This window comes from Sunxiuqinia elliptica (assembly GCF_900113005.1).
GTDB lineage: Bacteria > Bacteroidota > Bacteroidia > Bacteroidales > Prolixibacteraceae > Sunxiuqinia > Sunxiuqinia elliptica.
Genome location: NZ_FONW01000001.1, coordinates 140,571 through 166,308, shown reverse-complemented (window position 1 = coordinate 166,308; position 25,738 = coordinate 140,571). Strand labels below are relative to the sequence as shown.

At 42.3% G+C, this 25,738-nt stretch carries 10 protein-coding genes; 6 read left to right on the top strand and 4 right to left on the bottom strand.

Annotated features, from left to right (window positions below; genetic code table 11):
- The first annotated feature begins 54 nt into the window (after positions 1–54).
- The 5 genes from BM156_RS00585 to BM156_RS00565 all read left to right on the top strand — a co-directional run bounded on the left by BM156_RS00585 (position 55) and on the right by BM156_RS00565 (position 12,223).
- Positions 55–2,445, top strand: coding sequence for an ABC transporter permease (locus BM156_RS00585; RefSeq protein WP_093917876.1), 2,391 nt, complete (start codon positions 55–57; stop codon positions 2,443–2,445).
- 114 nt (positions 2,446–2,559) lie between these two features.
- A complete protein-coding gene (locus tag BM156_RS00580) occupies positions 2,560–4,902 on the top strand; it encodes an ABC transporter permease (RefSeq protein WP_093917875.1) in 2,343 nt (780 codons plus the stop codon).
- A gap of 14 nt (positions 4,903–4,916) precedes the next feature.
- Entirely contained in the window at positions 4,917–7,340 is a 2,424-nt protein-coding gene (locus BM156_RS00575; protein WP_170846812.1) for an ABC transporter permease, read from the top strand.
- 24 nt (positions 7,341–7,364) lie between these two features.
- On the top strand, positions 7,365–9,758 hold the full coding sequence (locus tag BM156_RS00570) for an ABC transporter permease (protein ID WP_093917873.1): 2,394 nt from the start codon (positions 7,365–7,367) through the stop codon (positions 9,756–9,758).
- A gap of 50 nt (positions 9,759–9,808) precedes the next feature.
- A complete protein-coding gene (locus BM156_RS00565; RefSeq protein ID WP_093917872.1) occupies positions 9,809–12,223 on the top strand; it encodes an ABC transporter permease in 2,415 nt (804 codons plus the stop codon).
- Positions 12,224–12,370: 147 nt separating this feature from the next.
- On the opposite strand, the gene BM156_RS00560 is transcribed toward BM156_RS00565, so the two are convergent.
- The 4 genes from BM156_RS00560 to BM156_RS00545 all read right to left on the bottom strand — a co-directional run bounded on the left by BM156_RS00560 (position 12,371) and on the right by BM156_RS00545 (position 21,954).
- On the bottom strand, positions 12,371–14,725 hold the full coding sequence (locus tag BM156_RS00560; protein WP_093917871.1) for a GH92 family glycosyl hydrolase: 2,355 nt from the start codon (positions 14,723–14,725) through the stop codon (positions 12,371–12,373).
- A gap of 140 nt (positions 14,726–14,865) precedes the next feature.
- A complete protein-coding gene (locus BM156_RS00555) occupies positions 14,866–16,545 on the bottom strand; it encodes a RagB/SusD family nutrient uptake outer membrane protein (protein ID WP_093917870.1) in 1,680 nt (559 codons plus the stop codon).
- Between the two features lie 56 nt (positions 16,546–16,601).
- Positions 16,602–19,760 (bottom strand): SusC/RagA family TonB-linked outer membrane protein, encoded by a 3,159-nt coding sequence (locus tag BM156_RS00550; protein ID WP_093917869.1) that lies wholly within the window; start codon positions 19,758–19,760, stop codon positions 16,602–16,604.
- 352 nt (positions 19,761–20,112) lie between these two features.
- Positions 20,113–21,954 (bottom strand): AraC family transcriptional regulator, encoded by a 1,842-nt coding sequence (locus tag BM156_RS00545; RefSeq protein WP_093917868.1) that lies wholly within the window; start codon positions 21,952–21,954, stop codon positions 20,113–20,115.
- Between the two features lie 258 nt (positions 21,955–22,212).
- On the opposite strand from BM156_RS00545, the gene ileS reads away from it, so the two are divergent.
- Complete coding sequence (ileS, locus tag BM156_RS00540) at positions 22,213–25,650, top strand: isoleucine--tRNA ligase (protein ID WP_093917867.1); 3,438 nt, start codon at positions 22,213–22,215, stop codon at positions 25,648–25,650.
- The last annotated feature ends 88 nt before the right edge of the window (positions 25,651–25,738 follow it).

The following is a 25,738-nucleotide window of genomic DNA, read 5'->3' as shown; positions in this document are numbered from 1 at the left end:
GGAATATGAATTAGAACGGACTAACGATGTATAAAACGCTAAAAACTTAACGCAATGACTATCAGCAATAATTTGAAAACTGCTTTTCGCCATTTTGGTTCGGACAAAACCAACACATTCATCAATTTGACTGGGTTGACTTTGGGGCTTGGAATTGTTGCTGTTGTGCTGGTTTTTGTGTTGAATGAGTTGTCCTATAACCAGTCGTTCGCTAACCGGAATCAAATCTTTCGGGTGATTAACTACAACGAAGATGACGATAATCAGTGGGCCAATACGCCTTTTGTTCTGGGCTCAACAGCCTTTGAGCAGTTTGCCGAGGTTGAGGCTTTCGTTCACCAGTATACTGTTCATCATCTGGAGGTAAAAGCAGAGGAGGAATACCTTCCTGAAAATAGCCTACTTTGCACCGAAGCTGCCTTTTTTAACATGTTTGGTGTGGAGTTGATTCATGGGGAACTTTCCGGTTTTGATCATTCTAAAAATAAGCTTGTCATTAGTCAGGAAGCAGCGAGCAAGTATTTTGGAACTCAAAATCCAGTGGGTGAGATGCTCACCGTTCGGAAAGATGGAGCAGAGCGCAACATGGAGGTTGTTGCTGTTTTTGAAGATTTTGCACCGAATTCGACCATTAAGGCCAGTCTGGTGGCCAGTCCTGAGTTTGGTTTGGAAAATTTGAAACAGACCTTAATTTCGACAGGTGAGGTTCCTGAGATTCAGGAGATGCGGGAGTCTTGGGAGAATGGTTTGTTTTTCACCACTTATTTGCTGTTGAATAAAGCAGTGGACCCTACATCGGTTGAGGCGAAGTTGCGTGAGCTGGGAGAACAGTATTCCAGCGAAGACAACCAGCTAAACTTTTCACTGCAGGCTTTAACCAATATTTATTTTGAATCTGGCCAAATCGTTGATAACAATGCTGGAGATAAGGGAAACCGTTCCATGTTATTGACCTTAGTTGGTATCGGGATTCTGATTTTAGCCGTTGCCTGTGTCAATTACCTCAATCTTTCTTCGGCTCAAGCCCTGATGCAAACCAAAGCTTTAGCAGTACGAAAAGTTTGCGGAGCCTCCAGGGGGAAGTTGGTGGGCCAATTGGTTACCGAGTCCGTTTTGATGGTGTTGATTGCCTTGCCTTTTTCGCTTCTGGCTTGCCAGTTAAGCTTGCCGTTGATTAGCCAGATGTTGGGAAAATCATACGTCTTGGTTATCACTGATCAGTTGTTGCTAAGTCTTTCAATCTTGCTTTTGGTTGCGGTTGGAACAGGAGTCCTGTCAGGGGTATTGGTTGCATTGAAAATTACTTCTTTCAGGCTTACAGAAACATTGAAAGGAAAGTATGCGAATGCCAACAATAAGCATCGGGTTCGGAAGGCCATGGTGGTTTTTCAGCTATCCGTTTTTATGGTTTTAATTGCAGTGATGTTTCTTTCTAAAAAGCAAGTGCATTATGCTTTTAATAAAGATTTAGGGATTGAAAAAGAAGGTTTGGTTCGCATTCCTCTGGGCGATCATAATTACGCGTTATTTAAGGAGGAAATCCTGAAAAGTCCGAGCGTTGTTAAAGTGAGTGGGGCCCTTTGGATTCCGCCGCATAAAGGCAAAATGTTTTTGTCAATTCCCAAAGTGGATGAGCCGAACCAATTGGTGAAAGTGAATGGCCTGTTTGTCGATTATGGCTTTGCCGAAACCATGGGAATGCAGCTGATCCTGGGAAACGATTTTGACAAGGAAAAGAATGCAACGGGGGTTTTGGTAAACGAACAAGCTATTGAAACACTCGGCTTAACAGAGATTATTGGAGAGCAAACGGCTTTTGGTCCGGTAGTTGGCGTTGTAAAAGATTTTAACATGTATTCGGTGCGTGAAGCTGTCACGCCTATGCTTATTGGGATTAATCCCCAAATGTGTCGCGAAATTGCGGTTCGGATTAAAACTAAAAATATTAGCAAGACCATTGCCTTTTTAGAAGATGCTTGGAAAACTACGGGAGGAACAACGGCTTTTGATTTCGATTTTACCGATGATATTCTGAATCAAATTTATGAAGCCGAGATTCGGTTTTCAAAAATTATTGGTTTGCTGGCAGGCGTTGCTATTCTGATTGGGAGTTTGGGCTTGTTTGGTCTTTCGCTTCTAATTAGTCGGCAAAGAACCAAAGAAATCGGTATTCGCAAAGTCAACGGAGCCAAAGTCGGCGAAATACTGACGATGCTCAACAAAGATTTTGTTCGGTGGGTAATGGTGGCTTTTCTTATTTCAACACCCATTGCATACTATGCCATGACTAAATGGCTGGAGAACTTCGCCTACAAAACCAGTTTAAGCTGGTGGATATTTGCCTTGGCTGGTTTACTCGCCTTGGGGATTGCACTATTAACCGTTAGTTGGCAGAGCTGGCGTGCAGCTACCCGAAACCCGGTGGAAGCGTTGCGGTATGAATAATTAAGCATTGCTGAGACTTGATAGAGAAGCTTGTTTCTTGCTAAGTGATTGAGTAATTGCAGATCAAGAAACATTCAATTCTGATAAAGAGTATAGATAAAAAAAGGTTGAAAAATGAAAAAATTACGTACAAATATTCTCCGCTTTATTAAACGAAACCCTTTGTACACCTCCATAAATTTTACAGGATTGGTCATTGGGTTTGTTTGTGTTGTTTTTATTGGCCTTTGGATTAAGAATGAATTGAGTTACGACAAGTTTCACAAAAATGCTGAGCAGATTTATCGCGTTCATCGGTATTTTTACGATAACAATGGAACTGAAAATCTTCATTTGCCTTATGTCGCTCCTCCCATTGCACCACTGCTGAAAGACGAGTTTTCGGAGATTGAAAATATCGCGCGGGTATCTCATGCCGGCATGCTTTTTCGAATGAACGATCAAAAAGTTACCGAACCAGATGTTTGTTTTGCTGAGCCAGATATTCTGAATATTTTCTCATTCGAAGGGCTTTCTGCCGAAGACAATTTGTTAAACGAACCATTGACTGCTGTTATCTCTGCAACGATTGCTAATAAGTATTTTAATAAGGAATATGCTGTTGGTGAAGCAATGGAGTTTTTCGATGAGAATGGAACTAGCTATAATCTAAAAGTTACCGGAGTATTCAAAGACTGGGGGCAAAATAACCATTTCCGACCTGAAATCTTTATCTCTTTTTCTACCTATGCAAATGCCGTTGGTGAAAGTGAGTTAAAGGATTGGGGCAGCAATAATTACGAAACATTTGCATTGATGAGGAATAAACCTCAGCAGTTGGACTCCCGCCTCGATGAATTCATCAACAAACAATTTGACAACGGAACCAGTTGGACAAAAATCAGGATGGAAAAACTGGCGGATATCCATTTTAACTGGTATGGAAGTCGTTCAAGTATTTATGTATTGTTATCGATCGCACTGTTAATTCTGCTTTTGGGAAGCATCAACTACATTAACCTGAATACGGCTATTTATACCAAACGCATTAAAGAAATTCAGATTAAAAAAGTGATTGGGGCAACAGGTAAACGCATCTTGTCTTTACTCATGCTCGAATCGGTTTTGTTCTGCATTGTATCGTTAATTGTTGCGCTACTCATTGTTCGTGTGGCCATTCCTTATCTCGCTGATCTTTTTAACAGCAACTTGGCATTTTCAGTTGGTCAAAACCTCAATATGATCGCTCTATTTTTCATCCTGTCAATTTTTATTGGATTGATATCAGGAGTGTACCCGGCCAACATATTGCTGTCGAGTAAAAAGAACAGTTCTACAAATAGCAAAATGTCGTTTCGGAACGGGATGGTGATTTTTCAGTTTTTTGTTTCAATAGCCCTGATTATGTCATTCCTGACAGTGAATAAACAATTAGACTATTTGCAGACAAAGAATCTTGGGCTTAACCAGGAAAATGTGATTACCGTGAGTGCATCGCCCAATCATATTGAAAAATTGAAGGTACTTCGGGATCAGCTAATTAAAAATCCAACAATCCTTGAGGTATCAGGCTCTAAGAGAGTACCATCGCAACGTCTTGCTGATAGTAATGGGATGAAAGCTTCCAACAATGGAAAAATGGAACCGCTTGGTTTTCGAGTGGCCAATATTCGGGCTGACGAATATTTTGTTCCTACCTACGAAATGAAATTGATTGCCGGGAATAATATCAGCAGTAAAACAAAAGAAGAGAAGGAATACTTGGTTAACCGCGCGGCTGTGGAAAAAATTGGATGGGAGTCGCCTGAAGCAGCAATCGGGCAGTTTGTTGAATATGGAAATGAAAAAGGGAGAATCGTTGGTGTGTTGGAAAACTTCAATTACGAATCGTTGCACAATGCCGTATTCCCGATCATCCTGTACAAGGATGCTCCGAGCTATAACCGCCTCTCAATACGAATAAATCCAGCGAACCTGTCTAATACAATTGGGTTTATTAAAAGCACGTGGCAGGATTTCGACTTATCCGGTTCTCCATTTTCTTACCAGTTTATTGATGAGCGGTTTGAGCGATTGTACCAATCGGAAAAATATACTAAAACGATATTCACCTGTTTTATGGTGCTGGCTATATCCATTGCAATTTTGGGCTTAGTAGGCCTGTCGCTTTTTGTAATGGAACGACGTATCAAAGAAATCGGTGTTCGAAAAGTAAACGGTGCCAAAGTAACTGAAATACTCGCCATGCTCAACAAAGACTTTGTCAAGTGGGTGGTGATTGCTTTTATAATCGCCACGCCAATTGCATATTATGCTATGACCAGGTGGCTTGAAAACTTTGCCTACAAAACCACCTTAAGCTGGTGGATCTTTGCTTTGGCTGGATTCCTGGCCTTGGGAATTGCCCTGCTAACGGTTAGTTGGCAAAGCTGGCGGGCGGCCACGCGTAACCCGGTGGAGGCACTGAGGTATGAATAATTAAAGACATGATTATGAACTACTACTTGCGAATGGCCTTCAGAAATCTGCTTCGAGAAAGAAAGCATACTTTGTTTTTGCTTTCCTCTGTCTGTATTGGGATAATTACTTTTGTCCTGGTTGCAGCCTATGCATTTTACGAACATGGTTTTGATCGTGTTTTTCCGGATAATAAGAACATTTATCGGGTTACCACAGATGTGTACAGTGGGAACGAGTTAAGCCTTTCTGTTCCGGAATGTGAGCGAGGGGTAGCAGCTTCGGTAAAGGAGAGCTATCCGGGGGTAGTTGCAGCGGGCTTTATAACAAAAGCGAGCAATCCGCAGTATAAAATCGGCGAAGAGATTTTCTCGAATCCTCAGATCTATCATGCATCTCCCGGTTTTTTGGATGTTTTTTCCATCGCGCTATTACAGGGGGATAAATCGCAGGTTTTAACACGCCCATACACAGCAATTATTTCAGAAAGTACCGCTAAAAAATATTTTGGATCATCTGATCCTGTCGGTCAGCAATTGTTTAAATATCCGGGCTATGAATATACCATCGACGGCGTTTTTCAGGATATTCCCAGTCAGGCGCATTTTAAGGCAGAGGTGTTGCTTTCTTTTCACGACGACATGCATTTACCCCCTCCGGCGAAAGCACAGTGGGGTGAGGTTGGATTTTATACTTACCTGCGATTGAACGAGAAGGCCGAAGTTCGTGATATTGAATCGGGGATTAATCGTTTGGTTGCAGCGAACAAAGAGATTGCATTTGAAAAAACAAAAGTAAGACACGAGTATCATTTGCAAGCACTGAATGAAATTCATCTTCATTCGGATTTAAAGGATGAGCTACAGCATAATTCTAAAGCTGAATATGTTTTCCTTATTTTTCTGGTTGGAGTGTTGATTCTTGTCGCCTCCGGCTTCAACTACATTCAGTTTTCATTTTCGCGCTTAATTCATTCAGCCAAATATACTGGTGTAAAAAAAATTAATGGAGCCACGTCTTTGGGAATGGTATGGGCTTCGCTTGCGGAGTCTTTGGTGATCCACTTGTTAGCCTTGCTTATTGCTCTTGCTGCTGTTTCGGCACTTTCGCCTTTGCTACGCAATGAGTTTAACATGTTGCTGGAGCCTGTTTTCAGGGAACCCTTATTCTTGAGTGGATTGTTTGGAATTTTGTTATTAAGTGTGCTGATTAACGGAGCATTGCCTGCTTGGCTGATTAATCAGTTTTCAGCTCTTGAGCTGATGACCTTGAAGTATAAGCCGATTGGGAACGGTATTTCTTACCGACAACTGGTCGTGGTGGGGCAGTTTGTGATCATCATCGCTATTGTTGTGGGAATTGTGGGAATGAATAAGCAGCTGAATTACATGCTTGAAAAGGATAAAGGGCTGGATATTGAAAATACACTTGTTGTTAAGGTGCCACAAAACCTTAGAAGAACATCTGGATTGGTTTCCAATTTGAATGCATTTGAACATGACCTTTTGAGTCATCATGCGATTCTTGGGATTTCGATTTCAAATAAAATTCCGGGAGATCTTCCTGCGTATAATTTTAATTTCAAGGAAGTGGAGAGCCAAAAGGAGGGGAAAGCAGCCATCATGGTGGTGGATAGCAATTACATTGAAAATTATAAGATGAAGTTGCTGGCCGGAACGAATTTCATTTTTTCGGGCAATGCCGAAGGGAAGAATGCTTGCATTGTTAACCGCGCTTGTTTATCTGTTCTGGGCTTCGAAAATCCTACCGATGCGATTGGTCGGGTTCTGAACATGAAGGATGAAAGTGGAATGCAGGACTTTGATGTACAGATCATTGGAGTGACCGAGAATGTTGATTTCTCAAGCACAAAAGAAAAGCATGAACCCATTGTGTTGATTGATTGGACGAAGAACATGCTCTGGGGAAATTATTCATTGAAGTTGGCAACGAGCAATTATGCATCGGTGATCCCATTTATTCAGGATAAGTTTCAAGTCACTTTTCCCAATTATCCGTTTGAGTTTTTAGTTGTGGAAGATCATTACAACAAGCAGTTTCAGAAAGAAAATGAGCTGATTAAGATATTTCGCTTATTTATTTTGGTGGCGATTTTTATAAGTGTGATCAATCTTTTTACGATTTCCTGGTTAATCGCTTCTGCCCGCGTTAAGGAAATTGGCATCCGCAAAGTCAATGGGGCCAAGATTTTCGAAATCCTTACGATGCTCAACAAAGACTTTATCAAGTGGGTCGCTATTGCTTTTGTGATTGCCTGTCCGATTGCTTGGTATGCGATGAATAAATGGCTCGAAAACTTCGCCTACAAAACCACCTTAAGCTGGTGGATATTTGCCTTGGCTGGTTTGCTGGCTTTGGGCATAGCTTTGCTAACGGTTTCGTTTCAGTCGTGGAAGGCAGCCACTAGGAATCCGGTTGAAGCCTTGCGGTATGAATAAAACAACCTATAAGCACATTAAACCATGTATAACTTCAGAATAACCATTCGCCGACTTTTAAAAGACAGAGCTTTTCTGCTAGTTAATGTTTTTGGCTTGGTAATTGGCATTTCATCATTTTTCATTCTATTTATCTATGTTTCAAATGAGAAAAGTTTTGACAAGCATATTGCGGGACATGAAAATATTTACAGGGTAATTTCAACTGCTGGAATAAGCAAAGATTCACCATGGGCACGTAGTTTAGGGATTGTTCATTCCGCTTCGTCAGAAATTCCGGAGGTGGAACTGGCGACCCAATTTGTACATTGTCCTGTTGGAACCATAAAAATAGATGACGACTCGTTTTATCAAAACGATATTTTATGGGTTAATGATGCTTTTATTGAAATGTTTGAAGTTAAATCGAAAGTAGGTGACCTATCTGAATTGGAGCAACCAAATACCGTTTTCATTTCAGAAGATTTTGCTCGTAGACACTATGGAAGCCTAAATCCGGTTGGTCAAATCATCAAATTTGAAGCCGGGCAATACAAAAATGATATTGGCGATTATGAAATTCGTGGAATTGTAAAAAATGCCCATTCCAAAACACATTTAAAATACGAATTGCTGGCATCGCAAAAAGGTAATATGCAAAGGTCCTTTGAAAAAACAATTCCTAACTTAAAAAGGCTATGGGCTTACCATTACTTTAAACTTCAAAAAGGTGCATCTCCCGAATTGGTCGCCAAAAGGATCGCAGCTTTTTGGGATAAGAGTTCTTTAAAACAGGAAGGTGGCCCCAAAGAATGGGATTTTTCCTTGTTTCCATTGGACGACATCCATCTGAAATCAGATTTTCGTTTCGAGTTGCGCGAAAGTTCGAGCAAAATAAACATCTCACTATTTATAATTGTGTCCTTTATTATTCTGCTGGTTTCGTTGTTAAATTTTACCAATCTCACTGTAGCCAAGCTCATAAAGCGCTCAAAAGAGCTGGGATTAAAAAAGTCCATTGGGGCTAACCAGTGGCAAATTATCAGGCAGGTATTAACCGAAGCATTGATCGTATGTGTGCTGTCAATTGGTATTTCCTTGTTATTTGTTCAAAGTGCGAACCCCTTTGTTAATCAATTGTTTGACATAGAGTTTAAAATATTTTTCAACGAACCGGCTATTTACTGGAGTATCCTAGCGGTTATTGGTGTGTCTCTAACAGTAACAGCCCTTTTTGTTGCTGTGTTCTTTTTACGTAGAAATTCCACGATTGATATTCTTGCCCAACGGAACAATTTCTCGGGAAGCTATTTGCTAAAAAGCCTTTTGGTCGGTCAGGTTGCTATTGTAGTTGTATTGGCATCAGGAACTTTCTTGGTAAACAAACAAATTGACTTCGTATTAAATAAACCCTTAGGCTTTGATAAGGAAAATATAGTTGTTCTACATATGAAAGACCTAAGAAAGGATTCAGGTACTTTTACAAAAGAGCTTAAAAATCAAAGTCAGGTGACCGAAGTTGGTATGGCATATCAGTACTTCGGATATCCGACACAAAAATTGGAACTCGAAGGTTTTGGTATTGAAGGAACCGCAGAATTGGTTGCTGCCAACTACGATTACCTTAAAACCATGAACATTAAATTGATTGAAAACTGGATAAATCCCACTGCCGATACTATTCGGGGAATGGTTATAAACAACCATTTATACAAACGTTTAATGGAGAAACACAGTAGTATAGAAGAACTTAATTCATATTTGCAAACGCAACCTATGAAACGTTGGGAAGCATATTATCGGGCTATAAAAATTATTGGAGTTGTTGAAGATTTCAATTACAACTCGGCACATGAAACCATTGGTGATTTTGTTTTTAGCTTGGATGAAGCGAGAAACCGTGCTCGTTTTGCACATATACGCTTAAATGAAGGGGGGTTGCATGCTGGAATGGATGCCATAAAAAGGGTATGGAGCGAGTATTTCCCCAACCAAGAAATGGATTACTTTTTTATGGATGAGAAAGTTGCACAGCAATATAAAGCTGAAACCACTCTTGTCCGCATTCTTTTTGCCTTTTCAAGCATCAGCATACTGATTAGCATCATAGGAATTAGTGCATTGGCATTATTTATTTCGCAGCAGCGCACCAAAGAAATCGGCATCCGCAAAGTCAATGGGGCCAAGATTTCCGAAATCCTTACGATGCTTAATAAAGACTTTGTCAAATGGGTAGCTATTGCTTTTGTGATTGCCTGTCCGGTTGCTTGGTATGCGATGAATAAATGGTTGGAGAATTTCGCCTACAAAACCAGCTTAAGCTGGTGGATATTTGCCTTGGCCGGATTGCTGGCCTTGGGGATAGCTTTGCTAACGGTTTCGTTTCAGTCGTGGAAGGCAGCCACGAGGAATCCTGTTGAAGCGTTGCGATATGAATAATAAAACAAAGAATAAACATTAAAATAGTATACACTACGAAATTAGAAATTATGTTTCAGCATTACTGGAAAATAGCCTTCCGTAACCAGGCTAAGAACAAACTTTTTTCCATTATTAATTTATTTGGATTGGCAATTGGATTAGCGGTTGCTGTGCTCATTTTGAATTATGTGAGCTTTGAGTACAGCTTTGATGGCATGCACAGCAAACGCGATCGAATTTACCGTGTGGAAAGTCAGTTTTATGAGGGGGATGTGTTAACGGATGATTGGGCAACCAGTTCATTTGGTTATGGAAGTGCCATTCAAAATGAGATGACAGGCGTTGAGGACTATGTGCGTATCGGCGTGCATAATATGGAGCAGGTGGTTTCTTACCAGGAAAAGCGGAGTCGGGAAACAGGGATTGCCTACACCGGACCTTCTTTTTTCTCGGTGTTCGATTTTCAGTTGCTTGAGGGCGATGTGGCTTCGCAATTGGAACGACCCAATACGGTTGTTATTACCCGCGATGTTGCTCACCGTTTTTTCAAGGACGAAAATCCAATTGGAAAAATATTGACTTTTGCTTCAGGCTCTTCTTTTCAAGGGTATGAAGTAACGGGGGTAGTTGAAAACTTTCCACAGAACTCGCACATTCGTTATAACTACCTGATATCGTACACTTCCTTGCCCGATTGGATGCGTGAGTATTGGTACATCCATGAAGCCTACACCTATGTGGAACTATCCCCAGGGAAAAATCCAGCAGATCTTGAAGCTGCTTTTCCCCAGATGGCCGAAAAATATAAAACGGGTGATGCCCTGAAAAACAAAAAGTGGGGGGTATCGCTTGTCCCCTTGAGTGATATTCGTTTGAATCCTCAAAAACAATATGAGCGGGAAACGAAAGGAAACCAACGTGCATTGGTAACACTCGTGATCATTGCAATTGTTATTTTGCTGACAGCTTGGATTAACTACGTGAATCTAACGACAGCCCGATCGATGGAGCGGGCAAAAGATGTGGGAGTGCGTAAAGTTTCCGGGGCGTTCCGATTGCAACTGATTCGGCAGTACATGACTGAGTCGTGGATTGTTAACCTGCTAGCCATTTTATTGGCGGCCATTTTGGTTTTGGCCTTACGCCCCTTGTTTAATCAGCTGATAGGAGAATCTGTTGGTTTATTTATCCTGAAGGAGCCTCGCTTCTGGATATCAACTATATTGATGTTGCTTTTAGGAATTGTTGCTTCGGGGTTCTATCCGGCATTTGTGATGACCCGTGTGAAACCAGCTGTCATTCTTAAAGGAAACTATTTTAATTCAGGCTCAGCAGGAACCACTCGTCAGATACTGGTGGTTTTTCAGTTTGCGGCTTCCTTGTTTTTGATTTGCGGAACGTTTATCGTGTATAAGCAAGTACGTTTTATGCAGGAACAGGACTTGGGCGTGGACATCAATCAGACCATTGTGTTAAAGTATCCGGTTAGTCGCGATGAGCTGGGGCAAAAAGTAGCCATGTTTGCCGACAACCTGAAGCAGGAGAATAACATCCAATCGGCGACTGTCGCGGGTTCGGTGCCGGGTATGGAAGTGGCTTATTTTGCGTCGAACCGATTGCAGGGAGACGAAACGCAGCATCGCTTGTTTGAAATGCTGACGGTGGATGATCATTTTGTTGAAACCTTTGATTTTGAGTTGGCAGCAGGCCGTTCTTTTCAGCGCGGTTTTGGAAACGACCAGCAGAATATCCTGCTCAATGAAGCTGCTTTGGCTTCCTTCGGATTTGTGAAACCTGATGAAGCCATTGGGCAGCGTGTGATGTTGGAAGGAGAAGCTGAACCTGCTGAAATTATAGGAGTTGTCAAGAACTGGCATCAACGGGGCTTGAGTAATGCCCACACGCCAATTATCTTTTTAATGAATGGCCGGATTGGTTGGATTGGTCCCCGGTTTATAGCTGTTAAAACAGCTGGAAAGGATTACGATGCCATTTTGAGTTTGTTGGAGCAACGCTGGAATTCCTATTTCCCAGAATCTAGTTTCGATTATTTCTTTTTGGATCAATTTTTTGATCAGCAATATAAAACCGATCGTCGTTTTGGGCGAATTGTAAGCGTTTTTACGGGCTTGGCATTCTTCATTTCAATGTTGGGCTTGTGGGCTTTGGCAACTTTCACTGCCTCGAAAAAAGTGAAGGAAGTTGGTGTTCGTAAAGTGCTTGGAGCTCAGGTCGGACATGTTGTTTTTCTATTCTCTAAAGAGATTGTCACCTTACTGCTCATTGCGATTGTGATTGCAGTTCCAATATCGGTATTTGCAATGAAAAGCTGGTTGCTGAATTATGCTTTTCGAACTGAAATTAGCTGGTGGGTTTACCTGCTGGGAGGAGCTTTAACACTTGGAATTGCTATGCTTACGATTGCCTGGCAAAGTTGGAAAGCCGCCACCCGCAATCCGGTTGAGGCCTTGAGGTATGAATGAGGAATACGTCAAAGGCCATCGGATGAGATGGAGGCTTTCTGATATATAAATCGCTTAGGTTAGATGAGCCTTTCGATTAAGGTATTTTCCTGTTTAGGAGTAATCAAACTGTAGCTATTTGTTGGCTACAGTTTGATTGATTGCTGCTTAATTACGTATTCCCCAGGTTTTGTTTGGAGCACTTCCCATGTAAAAAGTTAGTGTTCCTCCTTTCATAATATCCTGATGGGAAATGGTTGGGAAGTTCAGTACTTCGCCATTCAGTTCTACTTTCTGAATGTAAATATGCTCTGGATTTTGATTGATTGCCTTAACGGTGAAGGTTTGCCTATTGTCTAAATGAATGCTTGCTTCCTGCACCAATGGACTTCCTATGGAATAGTCGGCAGAACCCGGCAGAACTGGATAGAAACCCAAAGCACTGAAGATGTACCAGGCACTCATCTGTCCAGCATCATCATTACCACACAGGCCATCCTTGGCGTTGCTGTACATGGTGTCCATAATCATCCGCACGCGTTCCTGTGTTTTCCAAGGGGAATTGGTCCAATTGTACAGGTAAGGAATATGATGTCCTGGTTCGTTGCCATGTACATAGTTGCCAATAATTCCATCGCGGGTGATATCCTCGTTTTGCTCAATGTATTTATCTTCAATTTCGGTGGTGAAAATGCGATCCAAATGATCGGTAAATTCGTCCTTATCGCCCATCAGGCTGATCATGTGATCGATGTTGTGCGGGACATAAAGCCCGTAGTTCCAGGCATTCCCTTCAATAAAACCTTGGCCGTGCGTATCCAGCGGATTGAAATTTTGTCGCCAATCACCATTGGTTAGCCGAGGGCGCATATAGTTTGATTTGGCATCAAAAACATTTTCGTAATTCTCGGAGCGTTTCAGGTAGGCTTGGTAGGCTTCCTGATCACCGGCTTCGTGGGCAATTTGGGCAATACACCAGTCGTCATAAGCATATTCCAGCGTATTGGATACCGAGTAGGCACTGGCTTCGTTTGAAACGTAGCCAAGCTTCAGGTAGCTGTCAAGTCCATCATAGTAGGGGACCGTTGCAGTATTTTGGCAGGCTTTCAGAGCCCTCTTCAAATCAACATCAGTTGTTCCCTTGGCAATCGCATCGGCAAGTACCGTAACGGAATGGTAGCCAATCATGCACCAGTTTTCGTTGGAATAGTGGCTCCAAATGGGAAGCATTTTATGGACACTCTGGTCATGATGAGCCAGCATCGACTTAATCATATCGTTGTTGCGTGCCGGTTGTGTTAGGTTAAACAGTGGATGCAACGCACGGTAGGTATCCCACAACGAAAAAATCGTGTAATTGGTAAATCCTTCAGATTGATAAATGTTCTGATCAAGTCCGCGGTATTGGCCATCCACATCTTCGTACACCACGGGGTTGAGCATGGTGTGGTACATGGCGGTGTAGAATGTCTCCTGTTGCTCGGGAGTTGGCATTTTCGCATCGATTTTGGCCAGTTCGTGGTTCCACTTAGCCTGTGTTTCTTGCTTGGTTTGGTCAAAATCCCAGTGAGGAATTTCCGCCGCCAGATTTTTTAATGCTCCCTGCGTGCTTACTGCTGACAACGCAAATTTGATTTTGATTTTTTCGTCGGCTTGGGTGGCGAAGTTGAAGTAAGCCCGAATATTTTTTCCGGCCATTTCTGGGAAATTCTCAGACTCGTCAAATCGCTTGTAGAAGCCATTGTAGGTTACGTCATCGTATTTTTTATGGCCATAAGAGCTGAAAGCTTTTGAAAACTGCATGGCAAAAAATACGGTTCGGGTGCGTGCCCACCCATTGGTCTGGCGGAATCCGGTTACGGTGGAGTCATTTTCAACCCGGACGAAAGTCCACACGTTTTTGTTTTCGTGATTGTAGATGTTCGAAACAAGATCGAGAATGATGTGTGCCTGCTCTGCTTCGGGGAACGTGTATTGATGAAAACCAACCCGTTCGCTAGCCGTGAGCTCCGCATGGATGTTGTAATCATCCAGCTTTACTTGGTAATAGCCAGGTTCAGCCTCTTCATTGTCGTGCGAAAAGCTGGAGTGAAAGCCACTTTGGGCTTGGCCGGCTTTTCCGGGCTCCAGTTGAAGGGCTCCGGTGGTCGGCATAATCAAAAAATCGCCTAAATCAGAATGACCAGTTCCACTAAAATGGGTATGGCTAAATCCAAAGATCGTTGAATCAGCATATTGGTAGCCGGAACAATAGGCGTAAGTGTCGGGGTTGTAGCGTCCATCCTTGTTGAATGGCTCTTGATTGGTCTCCGGGCTTAGTTGAACCATTCCAAATGGAGCGGCTGCTCCGGGAAATGTGTGTCCCATGTTTTTTGTTCCGACAAAGGGGTTGACAAACTGAATCAGGTTTTTGGAATGATCTGTTGTTGTTGATTTTTCAGCTTGCTGATTGGAGTGACAGGCGAACAAAACAAGGAGTGAAGCCAACGCGAAGAAAAATGTTTTTCGAATTAATGATTTCATAGTAATAATTGATACCTCGGGTGGATAATGAATAGCTTGTTTGTTAAGAGCGAGTTTGTTGTTGTATTAACTTACTTAAATTGGAGGCAATACTTTTTAAGGTATTGCCTCCTTTTTTTAAAACTAATTATTTAACCATTTTAGTAGCCAGGGTTTTGTTTCAAGACTCCTCTTGAAGTATTGATAGCTTCCAATGGAATGGGGTAATAGCTATTGGTACCACTTACAAAAGTGGCTCCTTTCAGGTATACCCGTTGGTCTTGCTCTGCTGAGACATAAGCGTTAAGTACCGATTCAGCAATTCCCCAACGTACCAGGTCGAAAAAGCGATGTCCTTCGGATGCCAGCTCAAGTCGGCGTTCAAAGCGGACGGCTTTTTCGGCATATTCTTTTGAAGGAAATTCAGTGTATTCTTTGATGAAGTAGTTGGCAGCTGGTGTGCCATCGGCATTCATAACAAAGCCATTAGGATTTGCAGCTCTTCTTCTCACTTGATTGACCAGTTCCATTGCTTGAGGCAGTTGGTCGTTTTCAACATGTACTTCGGCTCTCCATAAAAGAACATCCGAGTAGCGAATCAACGGGGTGTTGATGGCGTTGTACTGAGGCAATCCTGCTGCTGAAATTGTTCCTTCCTGCGATTTCAAAACTTCGTGTTTCTTAGCTACGTATGGGCCTCCATTGGCTTGATCACGTACCCAGCGCATGCCTGGCATTGGTCCCCAGCCTAAGTATTCAATACCTCTACGGCCAACTGTCCAGTCCAAACGTGGATCCAGTGTTCCTTCGTAAGGAGCAAATGCCTGATCGGATGGAACGCCTTGGTCACTTTTAACATCTTCATCGTTGAATGTGTCCAGGTAAGGCAAGCCGTTTTCGTCGGTTTTGTAGGCGTTAACCAGGTTTTGACTAGGTTGGAAGAATCCGCAGCAACCACCACCAGGAGCATCAGCTGCATACGGGTGATTCAAACGGTTTCCACGGTTTCCGTTAATGTAGCCATCGCCACCATCGTTCACCGAGTTTTGTACAGCGAAGACAGACTCTGAATTATTATCTTTCTCGCCATTGAAATTATCATGGTAGTTGGTTACCAGGCTAAATGGACCATTGTTGATGACATCATCCAAGATTGGACCGGCAGCATCAAGGTCATTTTGGAACATGTGTGCTTTGGCTAAGTATGCTTTGGCAACCCAAGAAGTCGGACGACCAGCGTCATCTTGAGTATCAGGCAGGTTGTCAACGGCATATTTCAAATCGTCCTCAATATTTGGCCACACATCAACATCGTTTGGAACTGCTTCAACTGTTGTTTCAGAAATATAAGGAATGTTGTTCCAGATTTTCTTGGCTTCCAGATGATAATGCCCACGGAGGAAACGAGCTTCAGCACCTAATGGTTTTAGCTTACTCTCTTCAACACCGTTTTCAATAGCCATACTGATGGAATTCAGTGTTTGGTTACAACGGTAAATGCCTTCATAAATGGCCTGCCATTTCCGGATCAGGTAAATATTCGTGGTGTTGGGGGCATAGCGCTCAATTTCGTTGAGTGGTGGCTGGTCCGAAATGGTTGTTCCTTTGTAAAAATCATCAGAAGCTACATCGCCCAACGTCCAGTTTGAGGCGGGAGCCCAGAAGTAGCCGGGGTTTCCGTCTAGCATGGCATAGGCGCTGATGAGCTGTTGTCCAACCCAGGTTTCATTGATCTCAATAACCCCTTCGGTCAAACTTCCCTGGGGATTGATGTCCAGTTTGTTTTCGCATGCTGCCAACACCAATAAGGCAAATAGCGATGATATGATTGTTTTCTTCATTCGTTTCAATTTTTTAGAAATTCATTCATAATTCATGTAATGGTTGTCAAACCGGCTTAGAGCGTTAGGTTAACACCAAAAAGAATAGACTTTGCAACAGGGTACGCACCACGGTCAATACCGATGTCCAGGTTCACATCATCACCTCCGTATCGTTGCAGGTTGATCTCTGGGTCAAGACCCGAGTAGTTGGTCCAGGTAATGAGGTTTTTGGCTTGAACGAACAGGCGCAACGAACCGATGTTGAGTTTTGAAGTGACTGCTTTAGGAAAATTGTATCCAAATTGAATGTTTTTCAATCTCAGGTATGAGCCATCTTCAATATAATCAGTACTGGCACTCGAGTAGTGTTGTGCCGGATTGTTGGTCAGCTTTGGTAAAGTTGCTCCCGGATTACTGGAGGTCCATGAGTTTTTGTAGCGATAGCTTTTGGCTCCTGGGAAACTGTTGTAATCAGTAAAGAAGCGGGTGAAGTTGTAAATGTCATTCCCTTGGCTTCCCTGGAACATCACCGCAAAGTCAAACTGCTTGTACTCCATGTTCAAATTAATACCATAAGTGAAATCAGGATGAGGATTGCCAATGTAAGTTCGGTCATCATCGTTAATTACACCGTCTTCAACCACGTCGCGGTATTTGAATGTACCAACATCTTTTCCCAGGTAGTCAGCAGCAGCATCCAGTTCAGCTTCATTCTGAATGATACCATCGATAATGAATCCATGGAAAGAAGCGAGTGGGTGTCCTGCCTGCGTACGCGATGGATACGTTTCACGGGCGGCATTACCATTTAGGAAGTAGTCTGAATTATCCGTTAAGGTTAACACCTTGTTTTTGTATGCAGAAACGTTGGTCGATGCATTGAATTTCAGTTCGTTCCCAATTGTTCCGTTGTATCCAATTGAGAAATCGAAACCTTTGTTTTCCATACTTCCTAAGTTGTCGTATGGAGCAGTTACATGGCCAATCAGGGTGATATCGCCAGCGCTACGCAACAACATGTCCACAGTTTCTGACTTGTAATACTCGAAGCTGAAATTCAGTTTGCTATCGAAAAGAATACCATCAATACCGATATTTTTAGTTGTGGTGGTTTCCCATTTCAAGTTTTGGTTTCCAATGGAGAGTAAATTGTAACCGGCTGTTGCAGAAGAGTTACTTCCAACAATGTCGTAGTTGGATGTATTGATATCGTTACCATATAAGTTGGATACTCTTCCTTCAGGAATACTTTCGTTACCAAGCTCTCCGTAACCTGCTTTAATTTTCAGGTCCGTGATAAAAGATAAGCCTTTCATGAATTCTTCATTGGAAAGACGCCAGGCGACACTGTATGAAGGGAAGTACCCCACGCGGTTGTCTTCAGCAAAACGGCTGGTTGCATCACGTCGTATCGAGAATGAAAGCAAGTAGCGGTCAGCATAGTTATAATCAATTTTTCCAAAAGCAGAGAAATAGGCACGTTTGCCGCCGTAGCCGTAGTTCGTGCTGGTACCAGTACCTGCATCCAGGTAGCGATAGTCAAGAGCTTCTGTGAAAAAATCGGTACGGGCAGCATTGAATGTACGTGTCTGATGTTTGAAAAATTCCGTACCGGCCAAAGCGTCGATATGGTGGTCATCCAGGCTAACCGAGTAACTAAGTGTATTAAACCAAGTGTAAGATAAATTGTACCAGGTCGTTTCATCGAGTTTGTTTACCGAGTTGGGCTCTGATACTTCTGGATTCATTCCTCGGAAGTTTGAGAAATGGTAGGTTCCATAATCCAACCCAATATTGGATTTGAATGTTAAGCCTTTCAGAAGATCCATTTCAGCATAAACATTTCCTAAAGCTCTGGAAGTACGGGCTACATCATCCTTGTTACGCTTGGCTGCAGCTACTGAGTTATACCCATTTCCAAGTCCCGGACTTTGGGTTCCGGCATAGTTCCCGGCAATGTCGTGTACAGGTAGAATTGGGTCGGCACGGTAGATGAATGAAATATCACCACCAGTATTCTGGTTGCCGCCAGCTGAAACACGCTCAGAATAGGAAAGATTGAACGACTCCCCAAAACGGAGTTTATCCGAAGCCTTAAATTCAGAGTTGGCCCGGAAAGTATAGCGGTCGAAGTAAGTTTCTAAAGCCACACCGTCTTGCTGCAAAACGCCTAAGCCAATGTTGAAGCGGGCTGTTTGAGTTCCCCCTGACATGCCCAGGTTATAGTCTTGTACTAAGGCAGGATTAAAATACTCATCAAACCAATCGGTACCTTCTTTATTGGCTTTGGTAATTTTATTGGTCAACGCGTTGTAGGTTGATTCATCTGCAGTGCTTGCTCCCGCTGGTGTTAGGTAGGTCGGCAATACGGGTTGTGCACCATTGCCAAACTGAGGATGAGAAGGATCTGTGCCATCATTTTTAAAACGGGTCCAGATAACATCAGCCATCTCTTGTGGAGTCAAAAATTCAGGGAAATCAGATTTGGACACGAAGTCAACTCCTGTATTTCCGGAGAATGTAATTTTTGATTTGCTGGCATATTTGCCTCCTTTGGTGGTAATAATAATTACCCCGTTGGCAGCTCTAAAACCATATATTGCCGCTGACGATGCGTCTTTCAGAATCTGAACAGACTCAATATCGGCCGGGTTTAGGTTGTTGATTCCAGAGGTTGTCGGAGTACCATCAATCAAATAGAGGGGATCGTTGTTGTTAACCGTTCCAAAACCACGAATACGAACCAATGCTGATCCTCCAGGACCACCTTCAGAACCAACTAAAACACCCGAGGCTTGTCCTTGCAGCGATTGCTCAACGCTAACGGGAGAGACAGCTTCCAGGTTTTCGTTTTTTACAATGGTTACCGAGCCTGTGATATTTCGGGTCGATTGTTTAGAATAACCGGTAACAACGACTTCTTCCAATTCGCTTAAGGCATCGGCCATGGTTACATTGATGGTTGGATTATCGCCAACAATAACTCGCTGAGTTTCCATTCCGATGTAGGAAAACATCAGGGTTTGTCCTTTGGTGGCATTTAAGGTGTAGTTTCCGTCAAAATCAGACTGAACACCCTCGTAGGTTCCTTCGATGATTACACTAACAGAAGGAAGCGGACTGCCTTGTACGTCCGTTATTTTCCCTGAGACAGTGATCGATTGGGCTAGCACGATGTGTGAAAAAAACATCAGGCATAGCAAGGATAATAAATCCTTCATTTTAATTCTCATAAGCTAGATTAGTTTTAAATAGTTAATGGATGAAAAACGTGCATTCGGTAAAAAATGCTTGATCAAGGTATTCAGGATATATGGCTTTACTTCTTTTTTGTCTGGAAAGCGGTCTAAAATTCAAGAATTTTGGAATATCACGGTCGTTAACGCATGAAAATGAGTCTAAAACTGCCGGTTTTCCTCAATGGCGTAATTCGTAAATATTCTTCTTTTTGAGAATAATTAGTGGCTTATAAAGACTTTTTTTGGTAAAAATGAGCCGATTTTTTGTGCTTTTTTAAAGGAAAAGTCGAGATGATATTTTTAACTGTAACAAGGAAGTTTGGGACTGTGAATTGATCAAGTGCACCTAATCTGGATTGGATTCTTTGTTTAACTCTTTGATGAAGTAGGAAGGCACGATTCCAAGTCGCTTTTTGAAAGCTGCGGTAAAAGTGTTTAGGTTATTGAACCCGACTGAAATAGCCATGTAACTGAGCTTGTTTCTTCTAAATTCAGGCTCTTTCCATAGTTTTGCAACCAGATAGTTGATACGGAGTTCATTGATGTAGTTGTTGAAATTGGATTCTTTTTCCTGGTTAATTACCTGCGAAAGGTATTTCGAGTTGGTTTTAAGCTGTGTTGCGACCTCATGAAGGTTGCAGTTGGGATTTAAAAAGAAGTTGTCCTGTTCCAATTTATCCAAGCGGTGAAGAATCATGTCTTTCAAATCATCATCGATGGCTTGATTTTTTTTGCTGGCTTGCGTTTTGCTTGGAGAAGCCTCTTTGACTGGTGGTGCCGTTTTTTTAAGTAGTGGTTTTTCAGATTGCATGGCAGCCAGTTCAACGGTCCGGCGGTACAGTAATTTATTTTTGGCCTTTACTTTAAAGTAGGAGTAGGTCATTCCTGTGGCACTCATGCTAATAAAAATAAGGATGATTGCAATGAGCTTAAGTTTGTTACGTTGCGCCTCGTTTTCAAGCTCCAGGATCTTTTTCATTTGGGTCACTTCCTTCACTTTTCGACGAGTTTCCAAAATGATGATTTTTTGTTCTTTCTCGTTGTTGAAAAGCGAATCGCGTATGGCATTGTAAAGGTTGGTGTACTCGTAGACTTTGGCCGGTTGTTTTTGTTGTTTATACAATTCGGCAAGAATAAAACTGTTGGATTTCACCACATCAAATGCATCGATGGCTTCTGCTGCATCCAGGCTTTCCTCGTAGCAATGAATGGCGTTGGTGGTATCTTTGCTCAATAGAAAAAGCTCAGCTTGCAGGATCCATGCACGTGGAATACGGAATTTGTATTTATTCTCATAGTTCATTTGCTGGGCAGTTGCCAGAAACTCTTGAGCCTTATCCAAATTTTGGTTGTGCATGTAAATATCAGCCATGTTCATGTACACAATACTTTGAATGAAGCTTCCTGCGGGCCCGGCTTTTCGCTCAACCTCCAAAAAAAAATCGTAAGCTTCGAGTGCTCCTTGCGTATTGTTTAGCTTGGCAGTCATGCGAGCAATCTCGTCAATCTTAGGATACACATAATAGAACTTTTTGAGCTTGATAATTTGCTCTAGCCCACGCAAACAGTAGCTAAGCGCAGTCGAGTAGCTCTCCATGCGCAAGTAATAGTGCGACAGCGAGAAACAGGCTTTCATTAGTAGGTAACTGTTTGTCGATTTTTCGGCTTCATCCAGTAATTTGAGGCCGGTTTCCAGCGCCAAATCGTATTCGCCCCGTTCTGTGTAGATATATGATTTTAGCGTTTTAAAGTCGGCATACGATTCCGGGTAGCTTAGTTTGTCAGCCTCTTGCTCGGTGTTAATCACTATTTTCATCGATTCATCAAAACCACCGTTGATGAAAATAAGATAGGCTTGGTTGTATTTCGCTCTCAGCTCGCCATCCTTAAAACCAATGCTTTGGGAAAGGTGTAAGGCTTCGTCGTTGAGGCTTTTGGCTGTTTCAATCGATTTGTACATGTACGAAACATATAGCTGAAGGAGCAATTCAACTTTTTCAACACCAGATGCTTTGGCTTTTTGAAGAAGCAAGTGTTCTGGTTCCGAAAAGATCTCAGGATAATCTTGCTTATTGTCGATCAGTCGTTCTATTTGTTTGAAATACATTCTGATGGAGTCTTGCTGTGTTTCCTGAGCAGAAACAGAGACGCACAAAAGAAGAACGATAAGCAACAAGTAAAATCTCATTGAAGCAGTTTTTGGGTTTTGTTAAGCGCTAGCAGCTTCTAAAATTAATGGACTTTAGGATTAGTTGGAATGATTTCTCAAAAAGATTGGCATTTTTTTTAAAACACGATTGGGTTGCGGGTGCTCTTTTACAAAAATGAGGGGTGCAAAAAAAGAGAAGATCGGGTAATTCTTTAAAGAACAAGAACTAGGCCCCCCGATGCCAAAAAATTTCTATATTTGTACCTTCTTAAAAAAGAACGAAAAAATAGGAACCTAATGAGTGGTAAATTCCCTGTATACAAGCAATTAGATCTTTCTCAGGTGAACAAGGATGTTCTGAAAAAGTGGGAAGAAGATGATACTTTTCATCAAAGTATAAGTACCCGAGAGGGTAATGAAACCTTTGTTTTTTATGAAGGACCTCCTTCGGCTAATGGAATGCCTGGAATTCACCACGTAATGGCACGTGCTATTAAAGATACTTTTTGCCGGTATAAAACCATGAAAGGTTTCCGGGTTCACCGGAAAGCTGGTTGGGATACTCATGGTTTGCCTGTTGAGCTTAGTGTAGAGAAATCGCTGGGCATTACCAAAGAAGATATTGGTGGTAAAATTACGGTTGAGGAATACAATGCTGCCTGTCGTCGCGAAGTGATGAAGTATACCAAAGAGTGGGAAGAACTAACTCGTCAAATGGGATACTGGGTGAATATGGATGATCCGTACATCACTTACGATAACCGTTATATCGAAACGGTTTGGTGGTTGTTGCGCAAGCTTTTTGACAAAGGCTTGTTGTACAAAGGGTACACCATTCAACCGTATTCACCTGCTGCCGGAACTGGATTGAGTTCGCACGAGCTAAACCAACCGGGCTGTTACCGCGATGTAAAAGATACGACTGCAGTGGCTCAGTTTGAGGTTGTTCGCGATGAAAAATCTGAATTCCTGTTTGAAGGAGTAGATACGCCTGTTTACTTTTTAGCATGGACGACAACTCCTTGGACTCTGCCTTCGAATACCGCACTTTGTGTTGGACCGAAAATTACCTATGTGAAGGTTAAATCGTTCAACCCTTATACCGGAGCTCCGGCAACAATGGTTTTGGCGAAAGACTTGTTGAATGCTCATTTCAACCCAAAACATGCTGAACTGGCGATGGACGAGTACAAGCCGGGAGATAAAAAGATTCCGTTTGAGGTGGTGGCTGAGTACACTGGAGAAGAGCTGGCCGGAGTTAACTACGAGCAGCTGATCAACTGGGTACAACCTAAAGGCGATGCATTCCGCGTGATCACAGGCGACTTTGTAACGACCGAAGATGGTACCGGAATTGTACACATTGCCCCAACTTTTGGAGCTGATGATGACCGGGTAGCAAAACAAAATGGGATTGTTCCATTGTTTGTTGAGGATTTGGAAGGCAAAAATCAACCCATGGTCGATCGCAAAGGACGTTTTTTCCGGATTGAGGATTTGTCTTCTGACTTTGTGAAAACCAATGTCAATCAGGAAACTTATCCTGAGTTTAGCGGCCGCTATGTGAAAAATGAATACGACGAGTTATTGGACGAGTCGTACTCAACGGTTGATGTGGATATTGCCGTGATGTTGAAGAAGGACGATAAAGCCTTCAAAATTGAGAAGCACGAACACAGTTACCCACATTGCTGGCGGACTGATAAACCAGTGTTGTATTATCCATTGGATAGCTGGTTTATTAAAACAACGGCTGTAAAGGACAAGCTGATTGCGTTGAATAACACCATTAACTGGAAACCGAAATCAACTGGAATTGGCCGCTTTGGCAACTGGTTGGAAAACTTGGTTGACTGGAACCTGAGTCGTTCTCGTTTTTGGGGAACGCCACTTCCAATTTGGCGTACCGAAGATGGTGCTCAAACTAAATGTATTGGTTCGGTTGAAGAGCTGATGCGGGAAATTGAAAAAGCAATTGCTGCGGGTATGATGGAGAAAAATCCTTATGAAGGATTTGAAACTGGAAATAACACCGTAGAAAATTACGATAAAATTGATTTACACCGTCCGTATGTTGACGACATCTTTTTGGTGAGCGAGGACGGACAGAAAATGTTCCGTGAGCCAGACTTGATCGATGTTTGGTTTGACTCGGGGGCGATGCCATATGCGCAACGTCACTTCCCATTCGAAAACAGCGACATTTTTAAAGATGTATTCCCTGCTGACTTTATTGCAGAAGGAGTGGATCAAACACGTGGCTGGTTCTTTACCCTACACGCTATTGCAACCATGATTGATGAATCAGTTGCATTTAAGAACATTATTTCGAACGGATTGGTACTGGATAAAGCTGGTAACAAAATGTCGAAACGCCTAGGTAATGCGGTCGATCCGTTTGCAACCATTGAGCAATACGGTTCAGATCCATTGCGTTGGTACATGCTGACCAATGCGCAGCCTTGGGATAATCTGAAGTTTGATGTTGCCGGCGTTGACGAGGTACGTCGGAAATTCTTTGGTACCTTATATAATACCTATGGTTTCTTTGCTTTGTATGCGAACATCGATGGATTCCGTTACCAGGAAGCTGAGATTCCGGTTAGTGAACGTCCTGAGCTTGATCGCTGGATTATTTCTTTGCTAAATTCATTGGTGAAGGAAGTGGGTAACAGTCTGGAAACATATGAGCCAACTCGTGCAGGGCGTGCTATTTCCGAATTTGTTACCGAGAACCTGAGTAACTGGTTTGTTCGTTTGAGCCGGAAACGTTACTGGGGTGGCGAATATGACCAGGATAAGGTGTCGGCTTACCAAACGCTATACACATGCTTGGTAACTGTGGCTAAGTTGGCAGCTCCAATTGCGCCGTTTTATGCCGATCAGCTATACACTGATTTGAATAAACTTACAGGCTTGGAGCCTGATCAAAGTGTGCATTTAGCTACCTTCCCAGTTGCAGATGATCAATTGATTGATCAGGATTTGGAAGAAAAAATGGCGATTGCACAAAAAGCTTCTTCGATGATTCTTGGTTTACGCCGAAAAGAAAAGCTTAAGGTGCGTCAGCCGCTGGCTAAAATTATGGTTCCTGTGCTGAATGAGCATTTCAAAGTCCAATTCGAAGCCGTAGAGTCCATTATTCTTTCAGAGGTTAATGTGAAAGAGGTGGAATACCTGACAGACACTGCCGGAATCATCAAGAAGAAGATTAAGCCCAATTTCAAAACACTGGGACCAAAGTATGGAAAAATGATGAAGCAGATTGCCGGAGCGGTGGCTCAGTTTAGTCAGGAGCAGATCGCTGAATTGGAAAAAGCTGAATCCTATGCGTTAAAATTGAATGAAGAAACCATTGAATTAAGCATAGCTGATGTCGAGATAATGACAGAGGATATTCCAGGATGGCTGGTAGCTACTGAAGGAGGAATGACGATTGCGTTGGATATTAACTTGAGTGAAGACCTGAAACAAGAGGGAATTGCCCGGGAGTTTATCAACAAGATCCAAAACCTTCGGAAGGAAAGTAATTTCGAAGTTACTGATCGTATTTATATAAAAATCGAGAAGCATGACTTTTACAATCAGGCAGTTGAGAACTTCCGCGATTACATTAGTAATCAAACACTAGGTGAAAGTCTTGAGTTGGTCGATGAATTGGATATAGCAACAGCTTGCAAGGTCGAGATTGACCAAGAGGTTGAAGCAGTTATTCAGTTACAAAAAATAAGTTGAACCAGTAACCGTTTTCGTATGTTTTAAGACCTTATACAATTAAAAATATTTTTATAATTTAGGGTCCTAATGATGATCACGTAACCTT

What these genes read in the sequence shown, in the direction of transcription:
- ileS (WP_093917867.1), top strand. Translation starts at nt 22,213, where the DNA reads ATGAGTGGTAAATTCCCTGTATACAAGCAATTAGATCTTTCTCAGGTG.
- BM156_RS00575 (WP_170846812.1), top strand. Translation starts at nt 4,917, where the DNA reads ATGAACTACTACTTGCGAATGGCCTTCAGAAATCTGCTTCGAGAAAGA.
- BM156_RS00545 (WP_093917868.1), bottom strand. Translation starts at nt 21,954, where the DNA reads ATGAGATTTTACTTGTTGCTTATCGTTCTTCTTTTGTGCGTCTCTGTT.
- BM156_RS00550 (WP_093917869.1), bottom strand. Translation starts at nt 19,760, where the DNA reads ATGAGAATTAAAATGAAGGATTTATTATCCTTGCTATGCCTGATGTTT.
- BM156_RS00560 (WP_093917871.1), bottom strand. Translation starts at nt 14,725, where the DNA reads ATGAAATCATTAATTCGAAAAACATTTTTCTTCGCGTTGGCTTCACTC.
- BM156_RS00555 (WP_093917870.1), bottom strand. Translation starts at nt 16,545, where the DNA reads ATGAAGAAAACAATCATATCATCGCTATTTGCCTTATTGGTGTTGGCA.
- BM156_RS00565 (WP_093917872.1), top strand. Translation starts at nt 9,809, where the DNA reads ATGTTTCAGCATTACTGGAAAATAGCCTTCCGTAACCAGGCTAAGAAC.
- BM156_RS00580 (WP_093917875.1), top strand. Translation starts at nt 2,560, where the DNA reads ATGAAAAAATTACGTACAAATATTCTCCGCTTTATTAAACGAAACCCT.
- BM156_RS00585 (WP_093917876.1), top strand. Translation starts at nt 55, where the DNA reads ATGACTATCAGCAATAATTTGAAAACTGCTTTTCGCCATTTTGGTTCG.
- BM156_RS00570 (WP_093917873.1), top strand. Translation starts at nt 7,365, where the DNA reads ATGTATAACTTCAGAATAACCATTCGCCGACTTTTAAAAGACAGAGCT.